Origin of the sequence: Nocardia sp. NPDC051463 (assembly GCF_040681975.1) — a bacterium.
In the GTDB taxonomy this organism is placed as follows: domain Bacteria; phylum Actinomycetota; class Actinomycetes; order Mycobacteriales; family Mycobacteriaceae; genus Nocardia.
On sequence record NZ_JBFBAB010000036.1, the window covers coordinates 1 to 23,136 of the forward strand.

Below are 23,136 nucleotides of genomic sequence, written 5' to 3' on the forward strand. Positions count from 1 at the left end.
CTACATGGTCCCGTCCTCGATCATGGTGCTCGACCACATCCCGCTGACACCGGTGGGCAAGCTGGACCGCACAGCATTACCGGACCCCGTATTCATCGCCCACGAGCAATTCCGAGCACCCCGGACACCCATCGAACACATCATCGCCGAGTCGTTCGCCAACGTATTGGGTATCGACACGATCGGCCTCGATGATTCGTTCTTCGCCCTCGGCGGCGACAGCATCAGGTCGATCCAGCTGGTCACTCGGGCCCGAGCAGCGGGTGTGGTGATCTCCGCGCGCGAGGTGTTCGAGCGCAAAACAGTCTCCGGGCTGGCCGAGATCGCCTTTCTCGACGACAGCGTCGCGGCGGCCGCCCTTCCGACGGAGCTGCCCGGCGGAGGTATCGGGCCGATACCGGTCACGCCGAACATCCGCGCGCTGATCGAACGCGCGGAGTCGGGGTTCGACCGCTTCTCGCAGGCCGTGGTGCTGGGTCTGCCTGCCGGGATCGACCAGCGGAGGCTGGCGGGCGCGGTGCAGGCGGTACTCGATCGACACGACATGCTGCGCGCGCGGCTGCGCCCGGGCGCCGATGGGAGCTGGACGTGGGAGGTGCTGCCGGTCGGGATGATTCGAGCCGACGACGTCGTCTACCGGGCGGCGATGCAGGGAAAGCCGGGAAGCGTCGGGTTCCGTTCGTCAGCGGCGGCAGAGTTGGATGCCGCCGCGGACCGGCTCGATCCGGGCGCCGGAATCGTGATGCAGGTGGTCTGGTTCGATCCAGTCGACACGACGGAGCCGGGCAAAGTGCTTGTGCTGGTACATCATTCGTCGATCGACAGAGCTTCCTGGCGGGTGCTGGTGGCGGACCTCGCGGTCGCGTGGGAGCGGATCGAATCCGGCGAGCCACCCGTTCTGGCCCCGGTCGCGACATCGATGCGCAGGTGGGCGCACGGGCTCGTCGAGGCAGCCCAACGTCCGGAGCGGGCCGCCGAACTCGAATGGTGGCAAGCGATGGCCATCGGGGACGATCCGGTGATCGGCGCCCGGCCCCTCGACCCCGCGATCGATGTGGCTGCCGCCGCACGCACGGTCGAGGTCGAGGTCTCCCCCGAGGTGACCGAGGCACTGTTGACCGACCTACCCGCGGCCTTCCACGGCAGTGTCGACGATGGGCTGTTGGCCGCGCTGGCGGTAGCGGTGACGAAGTGGCGGCGCGCGCGTGGGACGGAGGCCTCCGGTGGACGGCTCGCGGACGTGGTGATCGGTCTCGACGGGCACGGCCGTGCGGAAGGCGCCGTCCCGGGCTCGGATCTGACTCGGACGGTCGGCTGGTTCGCCACGAGATTTCCGTTGCGGCTGGATATGTCGGGCATAGATCTCGACGACGCGTACACCGGCGGGCCGGCTTTGGGGGCAGCGGTCAAGTCCGTCAAGGAACAGCTCCTCGCGATCCCGGACCACGGAATCGGCTACGGCTTGTTGCGGTATCTCAACACAGACACCGGACCGACACTCGAAACCCAGCCGACGCCGCAGATCGGGTTCAACTACATCTCCACGAGGTTTTCCGAAGGAATACAGTCGGCCGGATGGATGCCCGACGGCGACCTTGCGGATATCGAGGTCTCCGGTGCGCAGAATCCGGATATGCCGGTGTCGGCGGTGCTCGACATCAACGCCTTCATCCTCGATGATGCGGGCCGGCCGCGTTTGCGGGCGATCTGGTCGTATCCGCCCGGAGTGCTCACCGTCGACGAGGTGCGCGAGGTGGCAGAGTCGTGGTGCCGGGTATTGACCGCGTTGGCGACCCATATCCACCGTGCCGGGGCTGGGGGACGGACACCGTCGGATCTGGATCTGGTCAGGCTCGGGCAGTCCGAGATCGAGCGACTCGAAGTCAGCTATCCGGCGTTGAGCGACGTCTGGCCATTGACTCCGTTGCAGGAGGGATTGCTGTTCCATGCGCTGGTGTCCGAGGAGTCGATGGACCCCTACTTGGTGCAGTTGGTCCTCGAGTTGCGTGGGCAGGTCGATCCGGAGCGGCTGCGCCGAGCCGGGCAGGTGCTGCTCGACCGGCATGCGAATCTGCGCAGTGCATTCGTCACCGACACCGCCGCCGGGCCGGTGCAGGTGGTCGATGAAGATATCGAGGCTCCATGGTCGGAGCTCGACCTGTCCGGGCTCGATGACAGTGCGCGGAATCGCGAGTGGGATCGACTGATGGCCGCGGATCGGGCGACCCGGTTCGACCCGGCTCGTGCTCCGCTGCTCCGCTGGATGTTGGTCACCACGGGGCCGGAGCACTACCGGCTGGTGCTGACCAATCATCACCTGCTGCTCGACGGGTGGTCGACGCCGCTGCTGCTGAAGGAGTTTCTGATCATCTATGCCACCGACGGCGACCCCGCGATTCTGCCTCGTTTACATCCCTACCGGGACTTCCTGGCTTGGATCGCGAGGCGCGACCCGGCTGCGTCGCTCGACGCCTGGGCCCGCGTGTTCAACGGCGCCGACGGACCGACCCTGGTGGCTCCGGCCGATCCCGGCCGCCCTTACACCGAATCCCGTGAGGTGCTCGGCGAACTGACCGAGCAACAGACCGCCTCACTGACCGACCTCGCGCGGGCCCGTGGAATCACCGTCAACACCGTGATCCAGATGGCTTGGGCGATCGTGTTGGGCGCGTTCACGTCCCGGGCGGATGTGACCTTCGGCGCCACGGTGTCCGGACGGCCCCCGCAGATCGCGGGCATCGAATCGATGATCGGGCTGTTCATCAATACAGTGCCGGTGCGTGTCCGTCTCGACCCAGCCGAGAGCTTGGGGCAGCTGCTCGACCGGATCCAAGCGGACCAGGCCGCGCTGCTCGATCACGACTACGTGGGTCTCACCGACATCGAGCGGGTGGCCGGGCCGGCGGCGGTGTTCGACACGATCACGGTGTTCGAATCCTTTCCCATTGATCGTGGTGGGCTTACCGCGGACACCGATATCGCCGGCATGCGGCTGCTCGACGTGACCGGCTACGACGCCGCGCATTATCCACTCGGAGTGATTGCGCGGGTCGACACGCGACTGCATCTCGAAATCAAGTACCTGCCCGAACTCTTCGACCAGGACACGATGGATGCGACCTTGCAGAGAGTCCTGCGCGTGATCGGCAGCGTGGCCGACGACCCGGATCTGCCGCTGGCCCGGCTGGATCTCCTCTCCCCTGCCGAACACCGGGAATTGACGCCGGTGTCGGGTGATCCGGCTGTACGGGAGCAGGTGTTGCCGGAGTTGTTGGCTGCGGCAGCGCAGCGCGATCCATGGGCGGTCGCGGTGGTGTGTGGGGATCGCTGGTGGACCTATGGCGAGCTCGATGCGGAGTCGAATCGATTGGCACGATTGCTGATCGGTCGGGGTGTTGGGCCGGAGACGAGTGTCGCGGTGGGATTGCCGCGGTCGGTTGAAGCGGTGCTGGCGGTATGGGCGGTGGCTAAGTCGGGGGCAGCGTTCGTACCGGTGGATCCGCTCTACCCGGCCGGCCGGCTCGAGCACATGCTCACCGATTCGGGTGTGGCGGTGGGAATCACCCTGTCGGAGTGGCGTGATCGGCTGCCCGGGCCGGTGCGGTGGTTGGCTCTCGACACGTCGGAGGTCGAAGCGGAGGCCGCGGGGTTGTCTGCGGTGGCGGTGACCGATGCGGAGCGAACATCGCCGGTGCAGGTCGACAATGCGGCATACCTGATCTACACGTCCGGCTCGACCGGTGTGCCCAAGGGCGTGGTGGTGGCGCATCGCGGGTTGGCGAATCTGGTGGCCGACCAGTGTTCACGGTTCGACATCGGGCCGAGCGCGCGGGTGCTGCATTTCGCGTCTCCGAGTTTCGATGCGGCAGTCCTGGAACAACTATGGGCGTTCGCGACAGGTGGGCGACTGGTGATCGCGCCCCGGACCGTCTACGGCGGGGACGAGCTGGCGCAGATTCTGTTGCGCAAGAAGGTGACCCATGCCGCGCTGACGCCTGCGGCCTTGGGGACGGTCGATCCGGACGGGCTCGAGGACCTGGGGACCGTCGTCGTCGGTGGCGAGGCGCCCCCACCCAAACTGGTGTCGCGTTGGGCCCCGGGCCGGAGATTCTTCAACACCTATGGTCCGGCCGAGGCCACGATCCAGACCGATGCCGGCGCGCCGATGGTGGCAGGCGAGACGGTGACGATCGGCGGACCGATTCGCGGGGTCGGGGAGGTTGTGCTCGACGCGTGGTTGCGGCCGGTGCCGGTCGGGGTCATTGGTGAGTTGTATTTGGCGGGCCCGGGTCTGGCTCGCGGTTACCGCAACCGGATGAGTCTGACGGCGTCGCGATTCGTCGCCGATCCGTTCGCAAGCCCGGGACAGCGCATGTATCGGACCGGCGACCTGGTGCGGTGGCTGCGGCTACCAGACGGGAGTCTGGCGCTCGATTATGTGGGCCGGTCGGATTTCCAGGTCAAGGTTCGTGGATTTCGCGTCGAGCTCGGCGAGGTCGAATCGGCTCTGGCGGCCTGCCCGGGTGTGGCCGGTGCGGTGGCGACTGTGCACCGGGACCCCGCCATCGGCGACCGCTTGGTCGGGTACGTGGAGCCCGAGACCGGCGCCGATCTCGATGCTGCCGCGGTCCTCGCGTTCGCCGGGGAGCGGTTGGCCTCGCACATGGTGCCTTCGACCGTCGTGGTGCTCGACGCGCTACCGGTGACGGACAACGGCAAGCTCGACCGCGCCGGGCTGCCCGAGCCGGACTTCACCAGGGGCCGAGCCGAATTCCGGGCACCGGCCACCGAGATGGAGACAACGCTGGCCGAACTGTTCGCCGAGGTATTGGGTATCGACACAGTCGGTCTCGACGATTCGTTCTTCGCCCTCGGCGGTGACAGCATCATGTCGATCCAGCTGGTCACTCGGGCCAGGGCGGCGGGTGTGGTGTTCTCCGCGCGCGAGGTTTTCGAGTGCAAGACAGTTGCCGGGCTGGCCCAGATCGCCGTCGGCGGCAGCACCGCGGCGACCGCCCTTCCGACGGAACTGCCCGGCGGAGGCGTGGGACCGATACCGGTGACGCCGATCATGTGTTGGATGTTCGAACGCGGCGGCTTCGACCGTTTCTGCCAGTGGGTGATGCTCACACTGCCGACCGGCATCGACGCCACCGGAATCGGTGCCACGGTCCAAGCGGTGATCGATCACCACGACATGCTGCGGGCTCGACTACACCCGGATCCCGCGCACCCGTCGGGCTGGGCGCTGCGGGTGCAGCCGACCTCGATGCCCGCCGCCGGACTGATCCGGCGCGTCCCGGTGGATGCGACACCGGACAGCAACACCTTCGCCACGCTCGTCGACGCTGAGGCGAAGGCGGCGGCCGAGCGCCTCGACCCCGCAGCGGGGGTCATCCTGCAGCTGGTCTGGTTCGACTGGGCCGGACGGCCGGGACGGCTGCTCGTCGTCGCACACCACCTGGTAGTCGACGGCGTGTCGTGGCGGATCCTCGTTCCCGATTTTGCTACCGCATGGGCCCAGCTGAGTGTCGGGCAACAGCCACGGCTCGCGCCTGTCGGCACCTCGATGCGCCGCTGGGCGCATGCTCTGGACACCGCCGCCGGAAGCATCGATGAACTCGACTGGTGGCGGTCCACCCTCGATGCTGCCGACCGACCGATCGGTGCCCGCCCGATCGATCCGTTCGTGGACGTGCAAGCTACCGTGGCCACAGTCGAGGTGGCGCTACCTACCGCGGTGACCCGCGCCGTACTCACCAGCCTGCCCCAGGCGTTCCACGGCAACGTAGACGACGCCCTCGTCGCCGGGCTCGCGCTGGCGCTGACTCGATGGCAGTGCCGCCACGGCAGCACCGTCACCGAGACGCTGCTCACCCTCGAAAGCCACGGCCGTCACGACACCGTGCTCCCCGGTGCCGACCTGACCCGCACCGTCGGATGGTTCACGACCACCTACCCGGTGCGGCTCGACATGTCCGATATCGACATCGACGACGCGTTCGGCGCCGGGACAGCCGCCGCGGCGGTCATCAAGTCGGTGAAGGAGCAACTCCGAAGGGTCCCCAACCACGGCATCGGCTATGGGCTGCTGCGCTACCTCAACGCCGATACCGCCCGCATCCTGCGTGCGCTGCCCACCCCTCAGGTGAGCTTCAACTATCTCGGTCGGTTCGATACCACTCCCGCGGCGTTGCGCGATGTCGGATGGATGCCCGCCGGCGACGATGCCGATGGCGGCGGCGTCCAGAACCCCGACGCACCCGTCGCGGCCGTGCTCGGCATCAACGCGGTCGTCATCGACACATCGGACGGGCCTACTCTTACCGCCGCCTGGGAATATCCGACCGGTCTGCTCACCTCCGCCGAGGTCACCGACCTCGCGGGACTGTGGCGCGACGCGGTGACCGCCCTGGCCACCCACGCGTCCCGGCCCGGTGTCGGCGGGCTGACCCCCTCCGATCTCGACCTCGTCGACCTCGACCAACATGCGATCGACCAGCTCGAGACCGAAAGTTCGGCCTTGGACGACATATGGCCGCTGACGCCGCTACAGGCGGGGTTGCTGTTCCACGCCCAGCTCGCCGACGGCACTCTCGACGCCTACATCGTGCAACTCTGTGTGGAACTCGGCGGGCACGTCGACACCGAACGGCTGCGGCGCGCCGCGCGGACTCTCATCGGACGGCACCCCAACCTGCGGACCGCGTTCGTACGCGTTGTCACCGGCGAAGCGGTCCAGGTGGTACACCAGCACGTCGACGTGCCGTTCACTCAGATCGACGTGGCCGAGCGCGACGACACCGAGGCTGCGCTCGAACAGCTCATGGACACCGACCGCCGCGCATCCTTCGACGTGACCGCCGCGCCGCTGCTTCGACTCACACTGATCAGCACCGGACCCCAGCGGTACCGGCTACTGGTGAGCATGCATCACATCCTGATAGACGGCTGGTCCACGCCGCTGCTGCTGCGGGAGCTGCTGACCCTCTACGCCAGCGACAGCGACCCCACGGTGCTGCCCCCCGTGCGTTCCTACCACGACTACCTGATGTGGCTGAACACCCAAGACCAGGACGCGGCGGAAGCCGCGTGGGCACGGGCACTCGAGGGCATCGCCGAGCCGACTCTGCTGGCGCCCGCAGACCGCGGCCGCCGGCCCACCATCGCCGCGCGCGAAGTACAGGTGCAGCTGAGCCGACACCGCACCACGACCCTGGTCACGGTGGCCCACCAGCAAGAGGCCACCCTCAACACCCTCATCGAAGCCGCCTGGGCGATCGTGCTCGCCAGCTCGACCGCCCGCGAGGACGTGGTCTTCGGCACCACCGTCTCCGGGCGCTCTCCACAGATCCCCGGCATCGAATCGATGATCGGGCTGTTCGTCAACACCGTGCCCGTCCGGGTCCGGCTCGACCATCGCGAGACCCTGGCCCAGCTACTCCGGCGAATCCAATCCGAACAAGCCTCGCTGCTCGATCATCACCACCTAGGGCTCGCTCAGATCCAACGCGTGGCCGGTCCGGGGGCGATGTTCGACACCGTGACAGTCCTCGAGTCCTACCCGGTCGACCGGGCCGGGCTGTCCGAAGACACCGACATCGCGGGAATGCATGTCCTCGACGTGCATGGACGCGACGCCGCGCACTATCCGCTCGGCCTGGTCATCCACCACGACACCCGAGTGCACCTGACCTTCAAATATCTGCCAGAGCTGTTCGCACAACACCAGATCGACGCGCTCGCCGACCGAATGCTGCGGGTGCTCGACACCATCGCCGAACACATCGACCTCCCCCTGACCGAACTGCAGCTGCTATCGCCGGTCGAGCGAGCCACGCTGGTACCGGTCACCGGTCGGCCCGCTGTGGTGATGTCGGTGTTGCCACAGGTGTTGACGGCCGCGATGACGCCGGACACGGAAGCGGTGGTCTGCGACGGCGTGAGGCTGTCCTACCGCGAACTCGACGAAACCTCGAACCGGTGGGCGCGGGTACTGATCGACGCCGGGATAGGACCGGAATCGTTGGTAGCCATAGTGTTACCGCGCTCCATCGACGCCGTGATCGCCGTATGGGCGGTCGCCAAATCCGGCGGCGCGTTCGTCCAGATCGACCCCGCCCATCCCCACGACCGGATCGCAACCATCGTCACCGATTCCGGTGCCGCCATCGGGCTGACACTCGGGACCCACCGAAACCAGCTACCCGACACCACTGGATGGCTTGCCCTCGACGACCCGGCCTTCGCCGCGACGACAGCGTCGGTGTCCCCCACCGCGATCACCGACGCCGACCGCACAACCACGCTGCGGCCACAGCACCCGGCCTACCTGATGTACACCTCGGGCTCCACCGGAACCCCCAAAGGGGTCGTGGTTACCCACAGCGGTATAGCGAACCTGGCCGCCGACACACGGGAACGGTTCGGCCTCACCTCGACCTCTCGAATGCTGGCCGCCGCCTCGGTGAGCTTCGACGTCTCGATCCTCGAATGGCTCAGTGCCGCAGCTGCCGGCGCCACACTCGTCGTCGCTCCCGCATCAGTAGTCGCCGGCACCGAACTGGCCGAGTCGATCAAGGCCGAACACGTCACCCACGCCGCCTTCACCCCAACAGTGCTCGCATCGCTGCCCGCCGACGAACTCGACACCCTCGGCACGGTGCTGCTCGGCGGCGAGATATGCCCACCAGACCTGGCAAAACAATGGACAACCGACCACACGGTAATCAACTGCTACGGGGCTACCGAAACCACTATCACGAGCTGCGCCGAAGCTCCCTCGAGCACAACCACGGACAGCCCGATGACAATCGGCGGACCGACCCGCGGATTCGCCGTCGTCGTACTCGACCACCGACTGCGCCCCGTTCCCCCCGGAGTAGTCGGCGAACTGTACGTGTCCGGACCAGGCCTCGCCCGCGGCTACCACAAGCAGTTCACAACCACGGCAGCCCGATTCGTCCCCGACCCATACGGGCCGCCCGGGACACGGATGTATCGCACCGGTGACCTTGTCGTCTGGACCGCTGAACGAACACTGCAATACAAAGGCCGCAGCGACCTACAGATCAAAATCCACGGCCACCGCATCGAACGCGGCGACATCGAAACCGCGCTACGCGGCCACCCCGACATCACCCACGCCGCCGTCACAGTCCACACCCGACCCAACAGCACCGACCAACTCGTCGGCTACGTCGTACCCGCCCCCCACACCACAATCGACGCCATCGCACTGACCACCTACCTCGCCACCCGGCTGCCCACCCATATGATCCCCACCAGCATCCTCACCCTCGACCGAATCCCCGTGACCCCCACCGGCAAACTCGACTACAAAGCCCTACCCGCACCCGACCGGCGGCAATCCCGGTTCCGGTCGCCGTCCACCCCACTCGAGGCCACCGTCTGCGACGCCTTCACCCAAACCCTCGACATCGAACGAGTCGGCGTCGACGACGGCTTCTTCACCCTCGGCGGGAACTCACTGGCCGCTACCCAACTGGTGGCGCGGCTGGAGGAGTCGACCGGTGCCACCGTGCCGGTTCAGTGGGTCTTCACCGACCCCACCCCGCAAACGCTCGCCCGCCGCATCGATACACGTCTCCGCGGCCTCGACGAACAGGATCCCGGCGACGCACTCTCGGTCCTGCTCCCGCTGCGGGCCGCCGGCACCGACCCACCACTGTTCTGCGTCCACCCTGCCGTCGGATTGGCCTGGGGCTTCAGCGGACTCGTGCAGCACCTCGATCCCGACCGTCCCGTCCACGGCCTGCAATCCCCGACGCTGACCGACCCCACGGCACGGTTCGACACACTCGACCAACTCGCCGCCCGCTACGTACGGGAGATCCGGTCCGTCCAGCCGCACGGCCCTTATCACTTGCTCGGCTACTCGCTCGGCGGCACCATCGCCCACGCGATCGCCGTCCAGCTCCACCGCGACGGCGACCCCGTGGCGACCCTGGCCATGATGGACACCCGCGTCGTCACCGCGGGCAGTATGCGCACTCCCGCACCCACCATCGAGGACCTGCTTACCGAGTTCGGCGGACTCAGTGTTTCCCAGCTCCCCGCCGACCTCACCATCGAGGCCGCGGCCGAATTGTTGCACCGGCAAGGCGGACTCTTCACCGCCTTGGCCCCCGAGCATCTCGTGATCCTGCACCGCGACTACATCCGGCTGATCGACCTCACCCGAACCCACCGGCCTGCGATCTTCGATGGTGACCTGATCTACTTCAGCTCCGCCGCGGACCACACAGACGACGGCCCCGCTCCGGCGCTCGCCTGGGCCGACCACATCACCGGCCACATCACCGAACACCGCATTTCCGCCCGACACGAACGGATGACCGACCCGGACGCACTCCGGGCAATCGGACTTGCCCTCGCCGAGCATCTCCGGTCCACCAATACTCCGTCCCCGGAGGCCTCCACCCACGCAAGGACAAGCCGATGAGGAACACCGACCGAATCATCGGGACACGCACCGGCGTCGAGCCGACCAACCTGTTCGCCCTAGACCCGGCAACTGGTGCGACCGAGCACCCGCACATTGTCGAACTCCGCCGGTGGACTCGCGAATACTTGTGCCGACCCCACCCTGCCCTCGGCCGATCCGGCCCCGTCTGCCCCTACACCAGCCGCGCCATCGAACGCCAATACCTGTGGGTTGTTTTCATCAATGGTCGCTCCATCGAGATCCAGTACATAACCGCCATTGTCGACGACCTATACGAGCTGTTTCCCGCCCTGCCACCCCGGGACGAACACGATTCCAAACTCAAAGCCGTCCTTGCGGTATTCCCTGACCTCACCGAATATGCCGATATCGAAACTGTTCAACGGGACCAGAAAACCCGATTCGTCCAGCAAGGCCTGATGCTCGGCCAATTCTATCCGGGCTGCACTCTCCCTGGACTGCACAATCCGGCATTCCCGGCACTCGACGCGCCCCTGCCGATGCTCGCCGTACGCCATATGGCTCCCACCGACTTCGCATTCCTGACCGCTCGCGACGAATGGATCGACGCCTACCACAGATTTTTCGGCCCCCACGTCCCTGCTTCATCGCCTCCACAATTCTCGACACCGCATAGGAGCTCTACTTCGACTCCGTCAGCCGAGTTCGGCAGCCGCGCTGGATGATCGCGGCCGCGTCGCCCTGTCAACCGGGGCGTCGGGTTCGGCGCACTTCGCCGCCAGCGATGGTCACGGCGGCGCCACCAGAACTCGTGCAGCCCGAGATGACCGACGTTGTCTCCGAGCGAAGGCGCGGGGCCGTTCCCCCTCGGTCCAGGTAGCCCTCTTCCACCCCCTGCTGAATCAGAATCGTGGAACTCGTTGCTACAGTTGACAATTAGGGTGGTTTCGACAACCGCGGGCGACGTCGGTCGGCAATCGAGATACGGTGATGCACCGACTGTGAGCGGACGATATCCCTGAACAGGCTGACCTGGTTCGCTTTCGGGGAGGAACGCCATATCGCACAACGAATCACAACCACATCGGGCACCTCTCGTTGTGGTGGCGTCCTACCGCAAGTGGCTCCTTCAAGCCCATTGGAACCGCATCAAGGACGTCCTCGCAGTTGGATTCCGCGATGCGGCCGAACACGCGGGTGAGGGTTTCTACAGAGGGACCAGCGGGCAGATGCAGCGTGCCGCTTCCGAGACGCTCCACGCCGATCGAGCCGGAATGCGAAACATCGAGGAATCGGCTTCTTTCACTTTGTCGCCCGCGGCCCGGCTCGCCCTCCCCGAAGGCTTGGAGCCACCCCGGAGTCACCGGGAGCTCCACGACCTGTGGACGGGGCTCTCACGCGAGGACAGAGACACACTGCATCGGGCCGATCCGTTCATCGGTAACCGTGACGGTATCCCGCAAGTCGACCGTGACCACTACAACCGGCAAACCCTCGCCATGCTTCAGGAAAGAGCCGTCTCGGCATCCGATACCGAAGCCGTCAAGCGCTACGGAAAGATAGCGAGGGCTCTGCAACCCCGGGAAGGCATGCCGCGGCGCTACCTGTCCCTGGTCGATGACAAGTTCCGCGTGGCGATCGCTGCCGACAACCCAGACGAGGCCACCCACGTCTTGACCTATCTCGCGCCGGCAGGAGTGAATCCCATAACCGGTGGGGCGAGGCTGGACAAGCTACGTCAGGCCGCGCTGGCAGTGGATCCACACGCCAGAACATCAGTGATCTCGTGGTCTGGATATGAAGGGGCGCCGAGCGTCAGTAGAGCAATCGAGTCCGTTCACGCACGTAACAGTGCACCGGTGTTACGCAGCTATCAGGAGGGATTGCGGGTGACACACGAGGGACCACCGTCGCACAACACCGTTCTCGGCTACTCCTACGGCTCTGTCACCGCTGGGCACGCGGCAGCGTACGAGGTGCCACTTGCTGCGGACAACATCATCTTCGCGGGTAGTTTCGGGACGGGAGTCGAGCGCGCGAGTGACTTGAGGCTGGCGGGGGTCGACCCCGCCGACATCGACCGGCACGTCTTCTCCACGATGGCCGAACACGACTGGATCCAACTGATGCCTAAAACTCATGGCACTCCGCCGACCAGCCCCAGTTTCGGCGGCACCGTCTTCAGCACCGATTCGGCCCGTGGCCCCTGGAATTCGCTCGGTTGGAATCCACATGATCACCACTCCTACTGGGATACCAGCAACCAAGTGATGAAGAATATGGGGCTGATCGTCACCGGCCATGGAAACCTTGTGACGTGAATAGATATCTACGACGGCAACCTTCGCACCGAACAGGACCCGCTATGCCACCGGAAACCACGGAAGCCACGGCACGTCGCCGCCTGCACCAATACTTCATCGAAACTCTGCACATGTTGCCGCCGAATTTCACTCTATCGCTGCACAACCCCGCCGCTCCGCTGGCGCGCTTTCACCCCGGCATCACGTTGCCTTGTGACGACAACGACGACGAGGACGGGATCGGGCCGAAATATTTCGACATCTCCTATTGGATACTCGGAAGCACACCAGAAACCTCCGACCTGAATTTCGAGCTTCTGGTGCGGGGATGGCGACAGCGGGGATGGACGACGAAACCGGATCGTGACGCCCGCCCCAGGTCGGCATACACCCGCACTCCCGACAGCTACGGACTTACGATCCAACAAAGCGTCAACGGATATCTCAGCCTGTCCGGTTCCACACCACCCTTTCCTTCCGACACCGCAGGCGCGAATCCGCTTCCGGCAACGATAGAGAACAGCCGGAACGAACGTCAGATCACTGGCGGCTCCGACCTCGGAGTTGGTTAGGTATCGCGGACGCGACGGGTGATCGACCATGTACTACCCACGCACAGCTCGGAGACAAGCTGTGAGCGGCTTACTGATTCGCCCCTACTTCGCGTGGACGGATTGCGCTCGCCCATCCGCCACAACTTGTCGTAGAGGTGGAACATCTGTCGCGAGCGCCATTGCGGCCCTGCGGCGCAACGAATGCCACATCCCCCGGTGTCGAGGTGAAATACCGAACAACTCCTCGCGACTGATCTCCGATAACTCCCGCAGACGCGCCAACTCCCGTCCGCGAACACCTGCGTCGCCACGAACCCCACCTCCAGGACGCCGACGAACCCCACCGGCAGACCAGCCGACCACCAGAGACTCAGTTCAAAGAGTTCATCTGCAAGAGAGCGGCCCGCATCTCGCACTCGACATCGATGCTCCCCCTCGCGCCGCCGCCACATCACCGCAGCCGAGTCGACCCGCGTGCGCGTGACACCAAACCCCACGAGCCGTGTCGGACAGAACGATCCGACACGGCCCCGCTCTACGTCGGTCGCAACCGGGGGCACCACCCACAGAAGAATCAGCTTCGGGATAGGCGTAGGCGATAGCGGCGGCCTCGTTGCCGTCGCAAGCATGCCGGCACGATGTGTTCGTCTCCGGGCACTTGCGATGACGTCTCAGCCGGTCGCGCGTACTCGGCGGCGACGGTGAGAGCAACGCCCGGACGATGAGGACGGTCTCGGCGCTCAGTCCCGGACCGCCGGCGCGAGAATCTGCTCGCACCATTCGCGGAAACTCGTCGAGCTCGCCGTCGTATCGGTGCGCGGCACGCCGTCGTCGAGGCCGTCGTTCTTGGCGCGCATCATGTCGATGTAGGCGGCCGCGATCGCGTCCCCGACGCCTCGCGCGGTCAGTGCGGCGCGGAAGTCGTCGAGAGACTGCCACTGGTAACGGATGCGGCGACCGAGCACCTCGGACATGGTGTGCGCCATGTCGTTCGGCGACAGGTCCTCCGGCCCCAGCACCGCCACCTCGCCCGTTCCCGTCCAGGAGCGGTCGAGCAACAGGCGAGCGGCCGCCGCGGCGATATCGTGAGTGGCGACCGTCGGCGCCTTCCGGTCGGCGGCCACGGTGCCGGTGAACACGCCGTCGTCTCGGATCGAAACCGCCTGCCACAGCAGGTTGTCCATGAAAGTCGGATTCGCCAGTGCCCGATAGGCCACCCCTGTACTCGCGATGAGATCGTCCATCGCCAGCGATGCCGTCACATGCCCAGCGCGAGCCGCGACGGGAGCACCGCGCCCGAGCGCCGAAACGCCCACGACGTGCCCGACGTCGTGGGTGGTGAACGCCTTCGCGGCGGCGCGCGTGAATCCGGAGAACGCGGCGTCCAGGCTCGGCGCGTAGTGGTCGGGCGGGATCAGCCAGAAGACCGCATCCGCGCCGGCGAAGGCCCGGTCCACGATATCGGCCTCGCCGTGCGATCCGGTGACGATATCGACACGGGGGCGGATCGCCTCCGGGAGTTTACCGGGGTCGCGCACAATGACGCGCAATTCTTCACTGCAAGTGGGCGTTTCGAGCAGGATGTCCAGCAATCGGCTACCGATGTGACCGGTGGGTGAGGTGATAACGATCATCCTTCGAGTCTGGTGACGGTTCGCCGCGGCGTCCAAGACCCTTTCCGTAGATTGATACCGTGAAGGTATGGATCTGGATCTGCGCAAGCTCCGGTACTTCGCCACGGTGGCAGAGCACCGGCACTTCGGCCGGGCGGCGGAAAAGCTCTACATCGCCCAGCCCGTGCTGAGTCGTCAGATCAAGGCTTTCGAGCGGGAATTGGATTGCGCACTGCTCGTGCGGACCACGCGCAACGTGGAGCTGACTGCCGCCGGGAAGCAGCTCTACGAGGAGGCGCAGGGGATTCTCGCGGCCGTCGACGCTGCGGTGCGGCGCGTACACGATGTCGACCGCGGCGTGCGACGGCTGGTGGTCGCCTTCGCACCCGGATTGCGTGTATCGGAGGCGATCCGGGAATTCGCGATGCGTCACCCGGAGATCGAAACCGATGTCGTCCCGGCGCGCTGGTGGGAGCCGGACGCGCCGCTGCGGGACGGCCGAGCTCAGATCGGTTACCTGCGAAGACCTTTCGACGAATCCGGATTGCGCACCATCCCCGTCGGCCATGAACCCCGAGTGGCCTGCATGCCCGCGACCCATCCCCTGGCGTCGCGCCGGGAACTCACCCTGGCCGATCTCGACGGCGAGCGGATGCTCGACTTCCGGAACAGGCGGACGTCGTCACTGGAAGAAAAGTTCGAGCTCATCGCCTCCGGGCACGGCCTGGTACTCGCCCCCCTGAGTGTGGCGCGTGCCTACGTCCGCCCCGACCTCGTCCACCGCCCTGTCACCGACGCCCCCGGGGCTGAGACATGCCTGGTCGTCGCCTCGGACCACCCCGACAAGCTCCTGCGCGAATTCCTCGACATCGCCGCCACGACACTGCGGCACTGAATCGGCGACGGGAAAAGCGGCCTCTCATGCTGCCCGGCCGGGCGGCGGCACGGCTGCGAGCCCGACGCATCGTCTGCCCCATCGGCCAGAAGACCGCGGACTCCCCTCCAGGCGTGGCACGCTGCGGGAACGTGGTTATCGGAGGACGAGGACGGCGGGCAATCGGATGTCGCCATCGCGACAGCGGAGCCGGCAACCACCGAGGCAACGCCCGGCGGCACTGCGTCGAACGAACCCGCCAAGGCCCCGCCGCTCAGGATCGGTTCGACGCGTTGGGGCTCTCGGATGTCAATGGGTATCTGGCCATTCCCAGCCAGGTCCCCAGCACCCGTCCACCCTGCTCAACGGGGTACTTGGGGGGCGGGCCGGGCTCGAAAATGAGCTAGCCGCGGCTCCGCGATAGTTCACCGGGCGCAGCACGACGCGCAGCGCCGACAGGGCCTCGCGTTTGGCGTGCTGGACCAGTTCGCTCCGGCGCGTTCGGAATCGACGAGTCCAGCTTTGCGGAGCTGGCCGACATCGCCGCGAACGTCGTTTGGGTGTCGTCATCGTCCTCGATTGGCGTGTCGGAGCACACCGCCACGTCACCCGGCTACCGTGCGGAGGTCGACCACAAAGGACTGCCTGGCGGCTGGCGGGTAAGAGTTTCCTTGGCAGCCGGGTACTGGCGTAGCCCGATTGAGAGGATCTGGACCTTGAGCGATCTTTCTCGCCGTGACCTGCTCAAGACGTCGGCGGCCGCCGGCGTCGGAGCAGTCGTTGTCTCGGGCCTTGCGGCCGCAGACACGCCGGATATTGCGGACGCAAGCGCCCCGGGAATGGAGGCCGCGGGCGACCCGAGTAAAAGCCCGGGATGCCCTCCCGCGACGTTGACCGGCCACATCGTCCGCCCCGATGACGCGTCGTACACGGATGCTCGACTCGGCTGGGATCAGCTCTTTTCCCACTATCCGCTGGTCATCGCCTTCACGCAGGAAACCCAGGACGTGGTGAACGCCCTCACGTGGGCGCGGCAGCACAACATCGCGCTGCGGGTGCGCAGCGGCCGCCACGCTCTCGAAGGCTGGTCGAACGTCGACAACGGCATCGTGATCGACGTCAGCCAGCTGAAATCGGTCCAGATCGACCCTGACGCTCGTATCGCGACGGTCGGCGCCGGGGTGACCCAACTGGAAGGGGTGACGACGCTCGCAAAGCAGAACTTTGCGGTCACAACCGGAAGCGAGGGCAGCGTAAGTCTGTGCGGTGCGACGCTCGGCGGTGGCCTCGGGCCCCTCAACCGCTGGCTCGGCATGGCCTGCGACAGCCTGATGGCGGCCGAGGTCGTCGTCCCGTCGGGTCACGACTGCGCCAAGGTGGTCAACGCGGACTTGCAAAACCACTCGGACCTGCTCTGGGCGCTCCGCGGGGCAGGAAACGGCAACTTCGGGATCGTCACACAACTCACCTATAAGGTGTATCCGCTCGAGCAGCTCGCCTATGTGCAGGCGACCTGGGATGGACTTGGGGACCTGTACGGGATCTTCGAGGCATGGCAGCGTACGGTTCCGTCCGCCGACAGCCGCTTGGGCTCCGAGCTCGAGATCCACAAGTCCCAGATCCTGCTGTCCGCGTGGCTTGTAGACGGGACAGCGGCGCAGGCCAGACAGATGCTGGCTCCGATCCTGTCGGTCGGCACGCCCGATGTCACGGTGCAGGTCGGTAACTGGGGCGACATCTTTGCGGGAGCCCAGCTCCCGCTCGCGCAAGAGCCCGCGAACTCAAAGTTCTTCTCGGAGTTCGTCAAAGAGCAGTTCCCGAAGAAGGCGATCGACATCATCGGCGACTTCATGCGAAACGCTCCCACAGAGGAGAGCAACTACTTCGTCGATGCCTTCGGCGGGGCGATCAAGAGGGAGCCCCCTGGCGGCACGGCGTTCGCGCATCGCGACGCGCTTTTCTACGGCGAGATCGGCGCAGCCTGGGGGACTCGTTCAACACAACCAGGCGTCGGCGACCCGCTGACCTCGCAGGCCCAGGCCTGGACCGCTGAGTTCAGCCAGGCGCTGCGGCCCTACACCGACGGCGCCTACGTCAACGTGCCGAACGTCGGAATGCAAGAGTGGGAGACCGCCTACTGGGGCAGCCAGCACTTCGAGCGGCTGCGCAAGATCAAGGCGAAGTACGACCCCCACAACGTCTTCCAGTTCGAGCAGAGCATCCCGCCCGCGTCACACTGATCGACAGTTCGCCGCCGCTCCCCCACCCACTCCACCACTCCGACTCGCCATGGCGGCATGCAGGTCTGTTCGTGGAGACCTTCGGCACGCCGTCCGTCCGCGTGGCAGTCCAGAAAAAGTGACAATCGACTGCCGATCGCCGCGGGGTGAGCCCACAGTCTCGTAATTGTCTTGGTGCGTCTGGGCATCGAATTGATCTCCTGTCGTGAGCTACTTGCTGTCCACGGATACTTCCCGAGGACTCATCCGTGCTCCGGTGGGAGTCAGTCGTGAGTCGGCTCGAACACTCGCCATCACTCCGGATTGCATGAGTTCGACTCCTCGATTGCACGGCAGCGCGGCACATCCCGGCGGTCGCGGAATCTTGCCGACGCAGGTCGCCAGTGCCGATCGACGACTTCGTCACGCGGCCACCTGGACCTGTCGAACCATCTCGAGCACCCGTCACGCCACGCGGTGAGGTGATGTCCGCAGTCAGCGGCCGGGTAGTTGCCGCCGAAAAAAACGAAAACCCGCTGGTCAGCGGGTGTTTGTGGGGCGGGTGAGGCTCGAACCCACGACCAATGGACTATGAGATCAAATACTGTCAGCGCTGTGCAGACCTGCAACAAACCTGCATGTCAGGGAGCATTCCGCCATAATCTATTGGTCAGCAACTTCGCGGTTCCAGCAGGTTGCCGTGCCTAGAGACCTCGGGCCGTTGATCTTCGGGATGCGGCGTCTGGTCGCTTCGAGCCGCGCAGGTCGCAGCATGTATAGGCATCGAAGTGAACCGTCAACTCACTCTCGTAGCACCGCCTGAAACCGGCGGAACGCGCTGATGCGTCGCGAGATCCACGGCTGGCCTGGTGGTGCGTGAATGTGCTCGGCGTGGATCGCCGCTATGCCGTCGTACCACCTGCGAAGGCGCAGCAGGGCTGCCTGGAACGTGCCGTCGTCGAGTGCGTGCCCGATCGTTCCGTCGCTGAATCGTTCGGCCCGGATTATCGCGGTCAGTATTCGGCAGGCCTCGGCGACCGGGGCATCGGCCAGACCCTGGCCGCCTCGATGCAGCCGGATACCGTCCCAATTCGTCCAATCGAACCCCACGATCGCGTCCACTTCGTACAACGCTCGCTGGACGTGACCCACGGCGTCGCTGTAGACGGCGTAGGGCATGCACAGAGAACCGTCGGCGTTCTGGGTGCGGATCTCCCACGGGCTGGGCTGCTCAGCGAGCAGCTCGTCTACCGCGGACCACAGCTGCTGCCAACACTTGGGTGGTGAGATGAGCAGCTGTGCCTTGATATTGGATTCGCTCGGCTCCACGTCGGCACGATACCTCTCTATTCTGGTCGCACCGCGGCCGTTGACGGGCGACTGACCAAGCCATTGTAGGAGGTCATCGGCATCTGAACCGGCCAGCGCAGGATCGCCACCACATGCGCGTTGAGGCTCGAGTCGAACTGCGCGACAACTGCTTTGGCGCGGGCTGACGGGACAGATCCGCTGCACGTCAGCATCATGGGCTCAGATGGGTTTTCGGGCAGGCTGTCCGGGACTTGTCCCGGACAACCAGCCAGTCCGATAGGTGCGTATCTCAGGAGATTGCTGCCGCCGGCCGCCAGGGGCGATGGCGGTGCTGATCCGGTTGCGGGACTGGTGTATTTGGCCGCGCTGGCAGGGTGTCGTTGTTGCCGACGAGCCAGCGCAGAAATCCGATGACGTGAGGGTTCATGTCCGACTCAACGTCGTTCACCACCGCCTAAGCACTCTCGCACAACTCGTCGTCGGGGCGTGATGGGCAAGCCAATTACGGGACTATCAGATCGTCAGTGCCTACTCGGGTTGCTTGCCCGTCGTAGATCCATCTAGATGCGAGCGGCGTGCCTGGACTCTGGTCCCTGTAGTAGGCCAGCCGGAACTTTCGACCATCGGCATCTACGAAGTGTGCCCTCGCTGCCGCATGGTGGGTTTGAACGAGCGCGGTGTCTCCGGGTTTGAAGTCGAACCTATGTTGCTCCCCGGCGGCGAGGGTGTAGCTGACGGCATGACCTCTGCGAGCGTCGAGCCAAATCCCGGTCTTCTCCAGCGCATATACGATCGCCCCGTCACCCGCTGGGACAGCGGTCACCGATTCGAAGGTCAAACGGTGAATCGGCTTCGATGATCCGTTGTGGATGTCGAATGTCCATGCGCTCCCATCAGTTCCGATAGAACCGCCTCGGCTCGGATAGATCCACAGTTGGACCCGGTTGGCATCGAGTTCAGCAGCCAGCTGCTTCTCTCGTTCCCCGCGGGAGTATGTGAGGAGCGCGAGGGTGATTGCGACCATCGCCGACGCCACCGCACTGAACCATGTTGCGATATTTCCCCAGTCCAGACCCCAGCACAGGAAGTGCCCGAGAACCCCGATGGTGCCAAGAAGGACGCCGATCAGAACGAGGACGTACACCGCGCTTCGGATCGGATGACCGGTAGCGTATGACCTGAACTTGCCAGCGACCCCGCGGCCAAAGTTGCCGATCTTCATGGGTGCAGGGTAGGCGTCCGCTCTTGTATCCGTCGTCCTTCTACGTCTCTTAGGCGGTAACCGCCGTACTTGACGATTGCTCGTAAATGGCAACTCGCCGTGCTGTTTCGTCAACCGCGTCGGTATCGGGTCCCGGTTCCCCGTCTGGCGTGTACCGAAGCTCACTGAGCGCTCGACCGGTGGCCCAGGTGAATCAGGAGATGAACAGCAAGCCACGTGATGCGCCTACCCAGAGGTCTTGACTATTTCTCCTGGTTGACGGACGGTACCGCGCACCGTTCGAGCCAGCTCGTTCACGCTGAAAGGCACTGGGCAGGTGCATGATTGAGCACATGCGTTCAATTGCCGAACCGACTTCCCTCGCCTTCCAGCTGACGCAGCCGTGGGCAACAGTTACCACAGGCTGCCTCGCTATCGTCGTCGCGTTGGTCGCATTGACCGGCGTCCTGCTGACCCGAAGGCAAGCCGAGAGCCACTTTGAGGGCAAGAAACGACAAGACCAACAGCAGTTCGACCGCACTCACTCACTTGAGCAAACCCGAGGGGACTGCTGCACGATCGGGTGACAGCGGTTAGGCAGCCTGAAGGGCTGGCGTGGTCATGATGGTCTCGTATTCGACCGGGGTCAATTTGCCGAGCCTGCTCTGGCGTCGGCGGCGGTGGTAGGTCCGTTCGACCCAGGTGACGATCGCGATCCTGAGCTCGTCACGGGTCGCCCAGCCCGCCGGTCGAGAACGTTCTTTTGCAGCAACGCGAAAAACGACTCCATCGCAGCATTGTCTCCGCAAGCACCGACCCTGCCCATAGATCCGACCATCGCGTGATTTCCCAAGGCGTGAATGAACTTTCGATACCGAAACCGCGACCCGCGGTCGCTGTGGACGACGCAACCAGTGACCTGGTCACCGGCGGTGCGGCGTCGGGCCGCAGCCGAGCCCAGCGCGTCAACAGCGAGGCGAGCTTTCATCCTCGAGTCGATCGAGTAGCCCACGATCCGGTTCGAGAAGACGTCCTTGACCGCGCAAAGATATAGCTTCCCTTCACTGGTGTGATGTTCGGTAATATCGTTGAGCCACAACATATTTGGTGAATCGGCGATGAACTTCCGATCGACGAGATCATTGTGGACCGGCGGGCCCGACCGGCGGTTCTTTGTACCGCGCTTTTTGCCGAAGCTGCTCCACCATCTGTTGGTCGAGCAGATCCGCCACGCGGTCCGCGATGCCATCGGCTGGCCCGCGTCGGCGGCCTCGTCAGCGAGGAATCGGTACCCGAATTCGGGGTCGTCGTGGTGAGCATCGAACAAGGCGTTGGCCCGATACGCCTCCTCGAGATCGGTCGCGGTGACCGGATCAGCGAGCCACCGGTAATACGGTTGGCGCGCGATTTTGAGGACCCGGCACGTCACCGCGACGGGAATCCCGTCGGCGGCCAGCTCGCGGACGAGCGGGTAGATCATTTTCCCGGCAGGTTCGCCTGCGACAGATAAGCCGCGGCACGGCGCAGTACTTCGTTCTCCTGCTCTAGTAACCGGATGCGTTTGCGCAGTTCGGCGTTGTCGGCGGACTGCTCGCTCGTGGCGCCAGGTTTGATGCCGTCTTCGACGTCGGCTTGTTTGAGCCAGCCCGCCAGGCAGGACTCGCTGATTCCGAAATCGGCGGCGATCTGCTTGAGCTGGTGGCCCGGTTCCCGGTTACGGGCGACCCAGACGACGTCGTCGCGGAACTCTTTGGGGTAGGGCTTGGGCACGGTTTACATCCTTCCAGCAGTGCCTGATGGCACCACAGATCAGATGTCACCTACTCGTGCAGCAGCCCCTTCTTCCGCCTCAGTTCGGTCGCAAAGTCGTCTTTAAACTCACGGATGTCGTCCAGCGAAGCGCTCCCCATCCCGCGATGGTACTCCCATAATCTATTCGTGGAAGAGCGCTGTTCTAGATCGAAACCTCTCCAGAAAAACAAAAACCTGCTGGTCAGCAGGTGTTTGTGGGGCGGGTGGGGCTCGAACCCACGACCAATGGATTATGAGTCCACGGCTCTAACCGACTGAGCTACCGCCCCTCTTCTGCGGGTGTCCCGCAGGCGTGGAGGATGCTACCGGGTGCGGCGTGGCTTGCACCAGTCGGATACCCAGGAGTGGTTAGGGTGGGGCGTCAACACCACCATTTGGAGGGTCGGCCGTGGCCAATATGTTCGCGAATGTGCTGAAGGTGCATCAGTGGGTTTATGAGAACAGTGGCGGGGTGGTGGGGCATCGGGTGTTGTTCGGGAATCCGACGTTGTTGTTGCGGACAGTGGGGCGCAAGACCGAGCAGGAGCGGACGTCGGCGCTGACGTATGGACGGGATGGGGATGACTATCTGGTGACCGCGTCGAATGGTGGGTCGCCGCGGCCACCGGGGTGGTTGGCGAATCTGAAGGCGAAGCCGGAGTGCGAGATTCAGGTGGGGCGACGGAAGATGAAGGTTGTTGCGCGGCCGACGTTGCCGGATGATCGGGATTATGCGCGGCGGTGGGCGATCGTGGACAAGGTGAATCAGGGGCGGTACACCGCGTATCAGAAGTTGACCAAGCGGCCGATCGCGGTGGTGGTGCTGACGCCGGTCGGCTGA

The 23,136-nt window shown here is 65.1% G+C and carries 10 protein-coding genes, 1 tRNA gene and 1 pseudogene; 7 read left to right on the forward strand and 5 right to left on the reverse strand.

Annotated elements, in window-relative coordinates; all coding sequences use genetic code 11:
- Positions 1-22: 22 nt before the first annotated feature.
- From AB0M74_RS31230 to AB0M74_RS31245, 4 genes are all read left to right on the forward strand, one after another.
- Positions 23-10,465, forward strand: a complete 10,443-nt coding sequence (locus AB0M74_RS31230; RefSeq protein ID WP_366529894.1) for an amino acid adenylation domain-containing protein — start codon at positions 23-25, stop codon at positions 10,463-10,465.
- The gene (locus tag AB0M74_RS31235; protein WP_366529895.1) at positions 10,462-11,154 is read left to right on the forward strand and encodes a DUF6875 domain-containing protein; all 693 of its coding nucleotides are present in this window, start codon (positions 10,462-10,464) and stop codon (positions 11,152-11,154) included. Before AB0M74_RS31230 ends, AB0M74_RS31235 begins: the two co-directional genes overlap by 4 nt.
- Positions 11,155-11,703: 549 nt before the next feature.
- A complete protein-coding gene (locus AB0M74_RS31240; RefSeq protein WP_366529896.1) occupies positions 11,704-12,750 on the forward strand; it encodes an alpha/beta hydrolase in 1,047 nt (348 codons plus the stop codon).
- Between the two features lie 44 nt (positions 12,751-12,794).
- Positions 12,795-13,304: a hypothetical protein gene (locus AB0M74_RS31245; RefSeq protein WP_366529897.1), complete on the forward strand. Its 510-nt coding sequence runs from the start codon at positions 12,795-12,797 to the stop codon at positions 13,302-13,304.
- A gap of 722 nt (positions 13,305-14,026) precedes the next feature.
- On the opposite strand, the gene AB0M74_RS31250 is transcribed toward AB0M74_RS31245, so the two are convergent.
- Complete coding sequence (locus AB0M74_RS31250; RefSeq protein ID WP_366529898.1) at positions 14,027-14,920, reverse strand: NAD(P)H-binding protein; 894 nt, start codon at positions 14,918-14,920, stop codon at positions 14,027-14,029.
- 67 nt (positions 14,921-14,987) lie between these two features.
- Here AB0M74_RS31250 and AB0M74_RS31255 point away from each other — a divergent pair, with 67 nt between their 5' ends.
- Together AB0M74_RS31255 and AB0M74_RS31260 are read left to right on the forward strand one after the other, a co-directional pair.
- Positions 14,988-15,794, forward strand: a complete 807-nt coding sequence (locus tag AB0M74_RS31255) for a LysR substrate-binding domain-containing protein (protein WP_366529899.1) — start codon at positions 14,988-14,990, stop codon at positions 15,792-15,794.
- 695 nt (positions 15,795-16,489) lie between these two features.
- Positions 16,490-18,013 (forward strand): FAD-binding oxidoreductase, encoded by a 1,524-nt coding sequence (locus tag AB0M74_RS31260; protein ID WP_366529900.1) that lies wholly within the window; start codon positions 16,490-16,492, stop codon positions 18,011-18,013.
- 780 nt (positions 18,014-18,793) lie between these two features.
- Here the strand turns inward: AB0M74_RS31260 and AB0M74_RS31265 are convergent.
- The 4 genes and pseudogenes from AB0M74_RS31265 to AB0M74_RS31280 form a co-directional block, all read right to left on the reverse strand.
- Entirely contained in the window at positions 18,794-19,321 is a 528-nt protein-coding gene (locus tag AB0M74_RS31265) for a DUF6508 domain-containing protein (protein WP_366529901.1), read from the reverse strand.
- Between the two features lie 484 nt (positions 19,322-19,805).
- Positions 19,806-20,525, reverse strand: a complete 720-nt coding sequence (locus tag AB0M74_RS31270) for a hypothetical protein (protein ID WP_366529902.1) — start codon at positions 20,523-20,525, stop codon at positions 19,806-19,808.
- 572 nt (positions 20,526-21,097) lie between these two features.
- Positions 21,098-22,274: pseudogene (locus tag AB0M74_RS31275) on the reverse strand (IS3 family transposase).
- Between the two features lie 237 nt (positions 22,275-22,511).
- Positions 22,512-22,585, reverse strand: a tRNA-Ile gene (locus AB0M74_RS31280).
- A gap of 119 nt (positions 22,586-22,704) precedes the next feature.
- Here AB0M74_RS31280 and AB0M74_RS31285 point away from each other — a divergent pair.
- On the forward strand, positions 22,705-23,136 hold the full coding sequence (locus AB0M74_RS31285; protein WP_366529903.1) for a nitroreductase family deazaflavin-dependent oxidoreductase: 432 nt from the start codon (positions 22,705-22,707) through the stop codon (positions 23,134-23,136).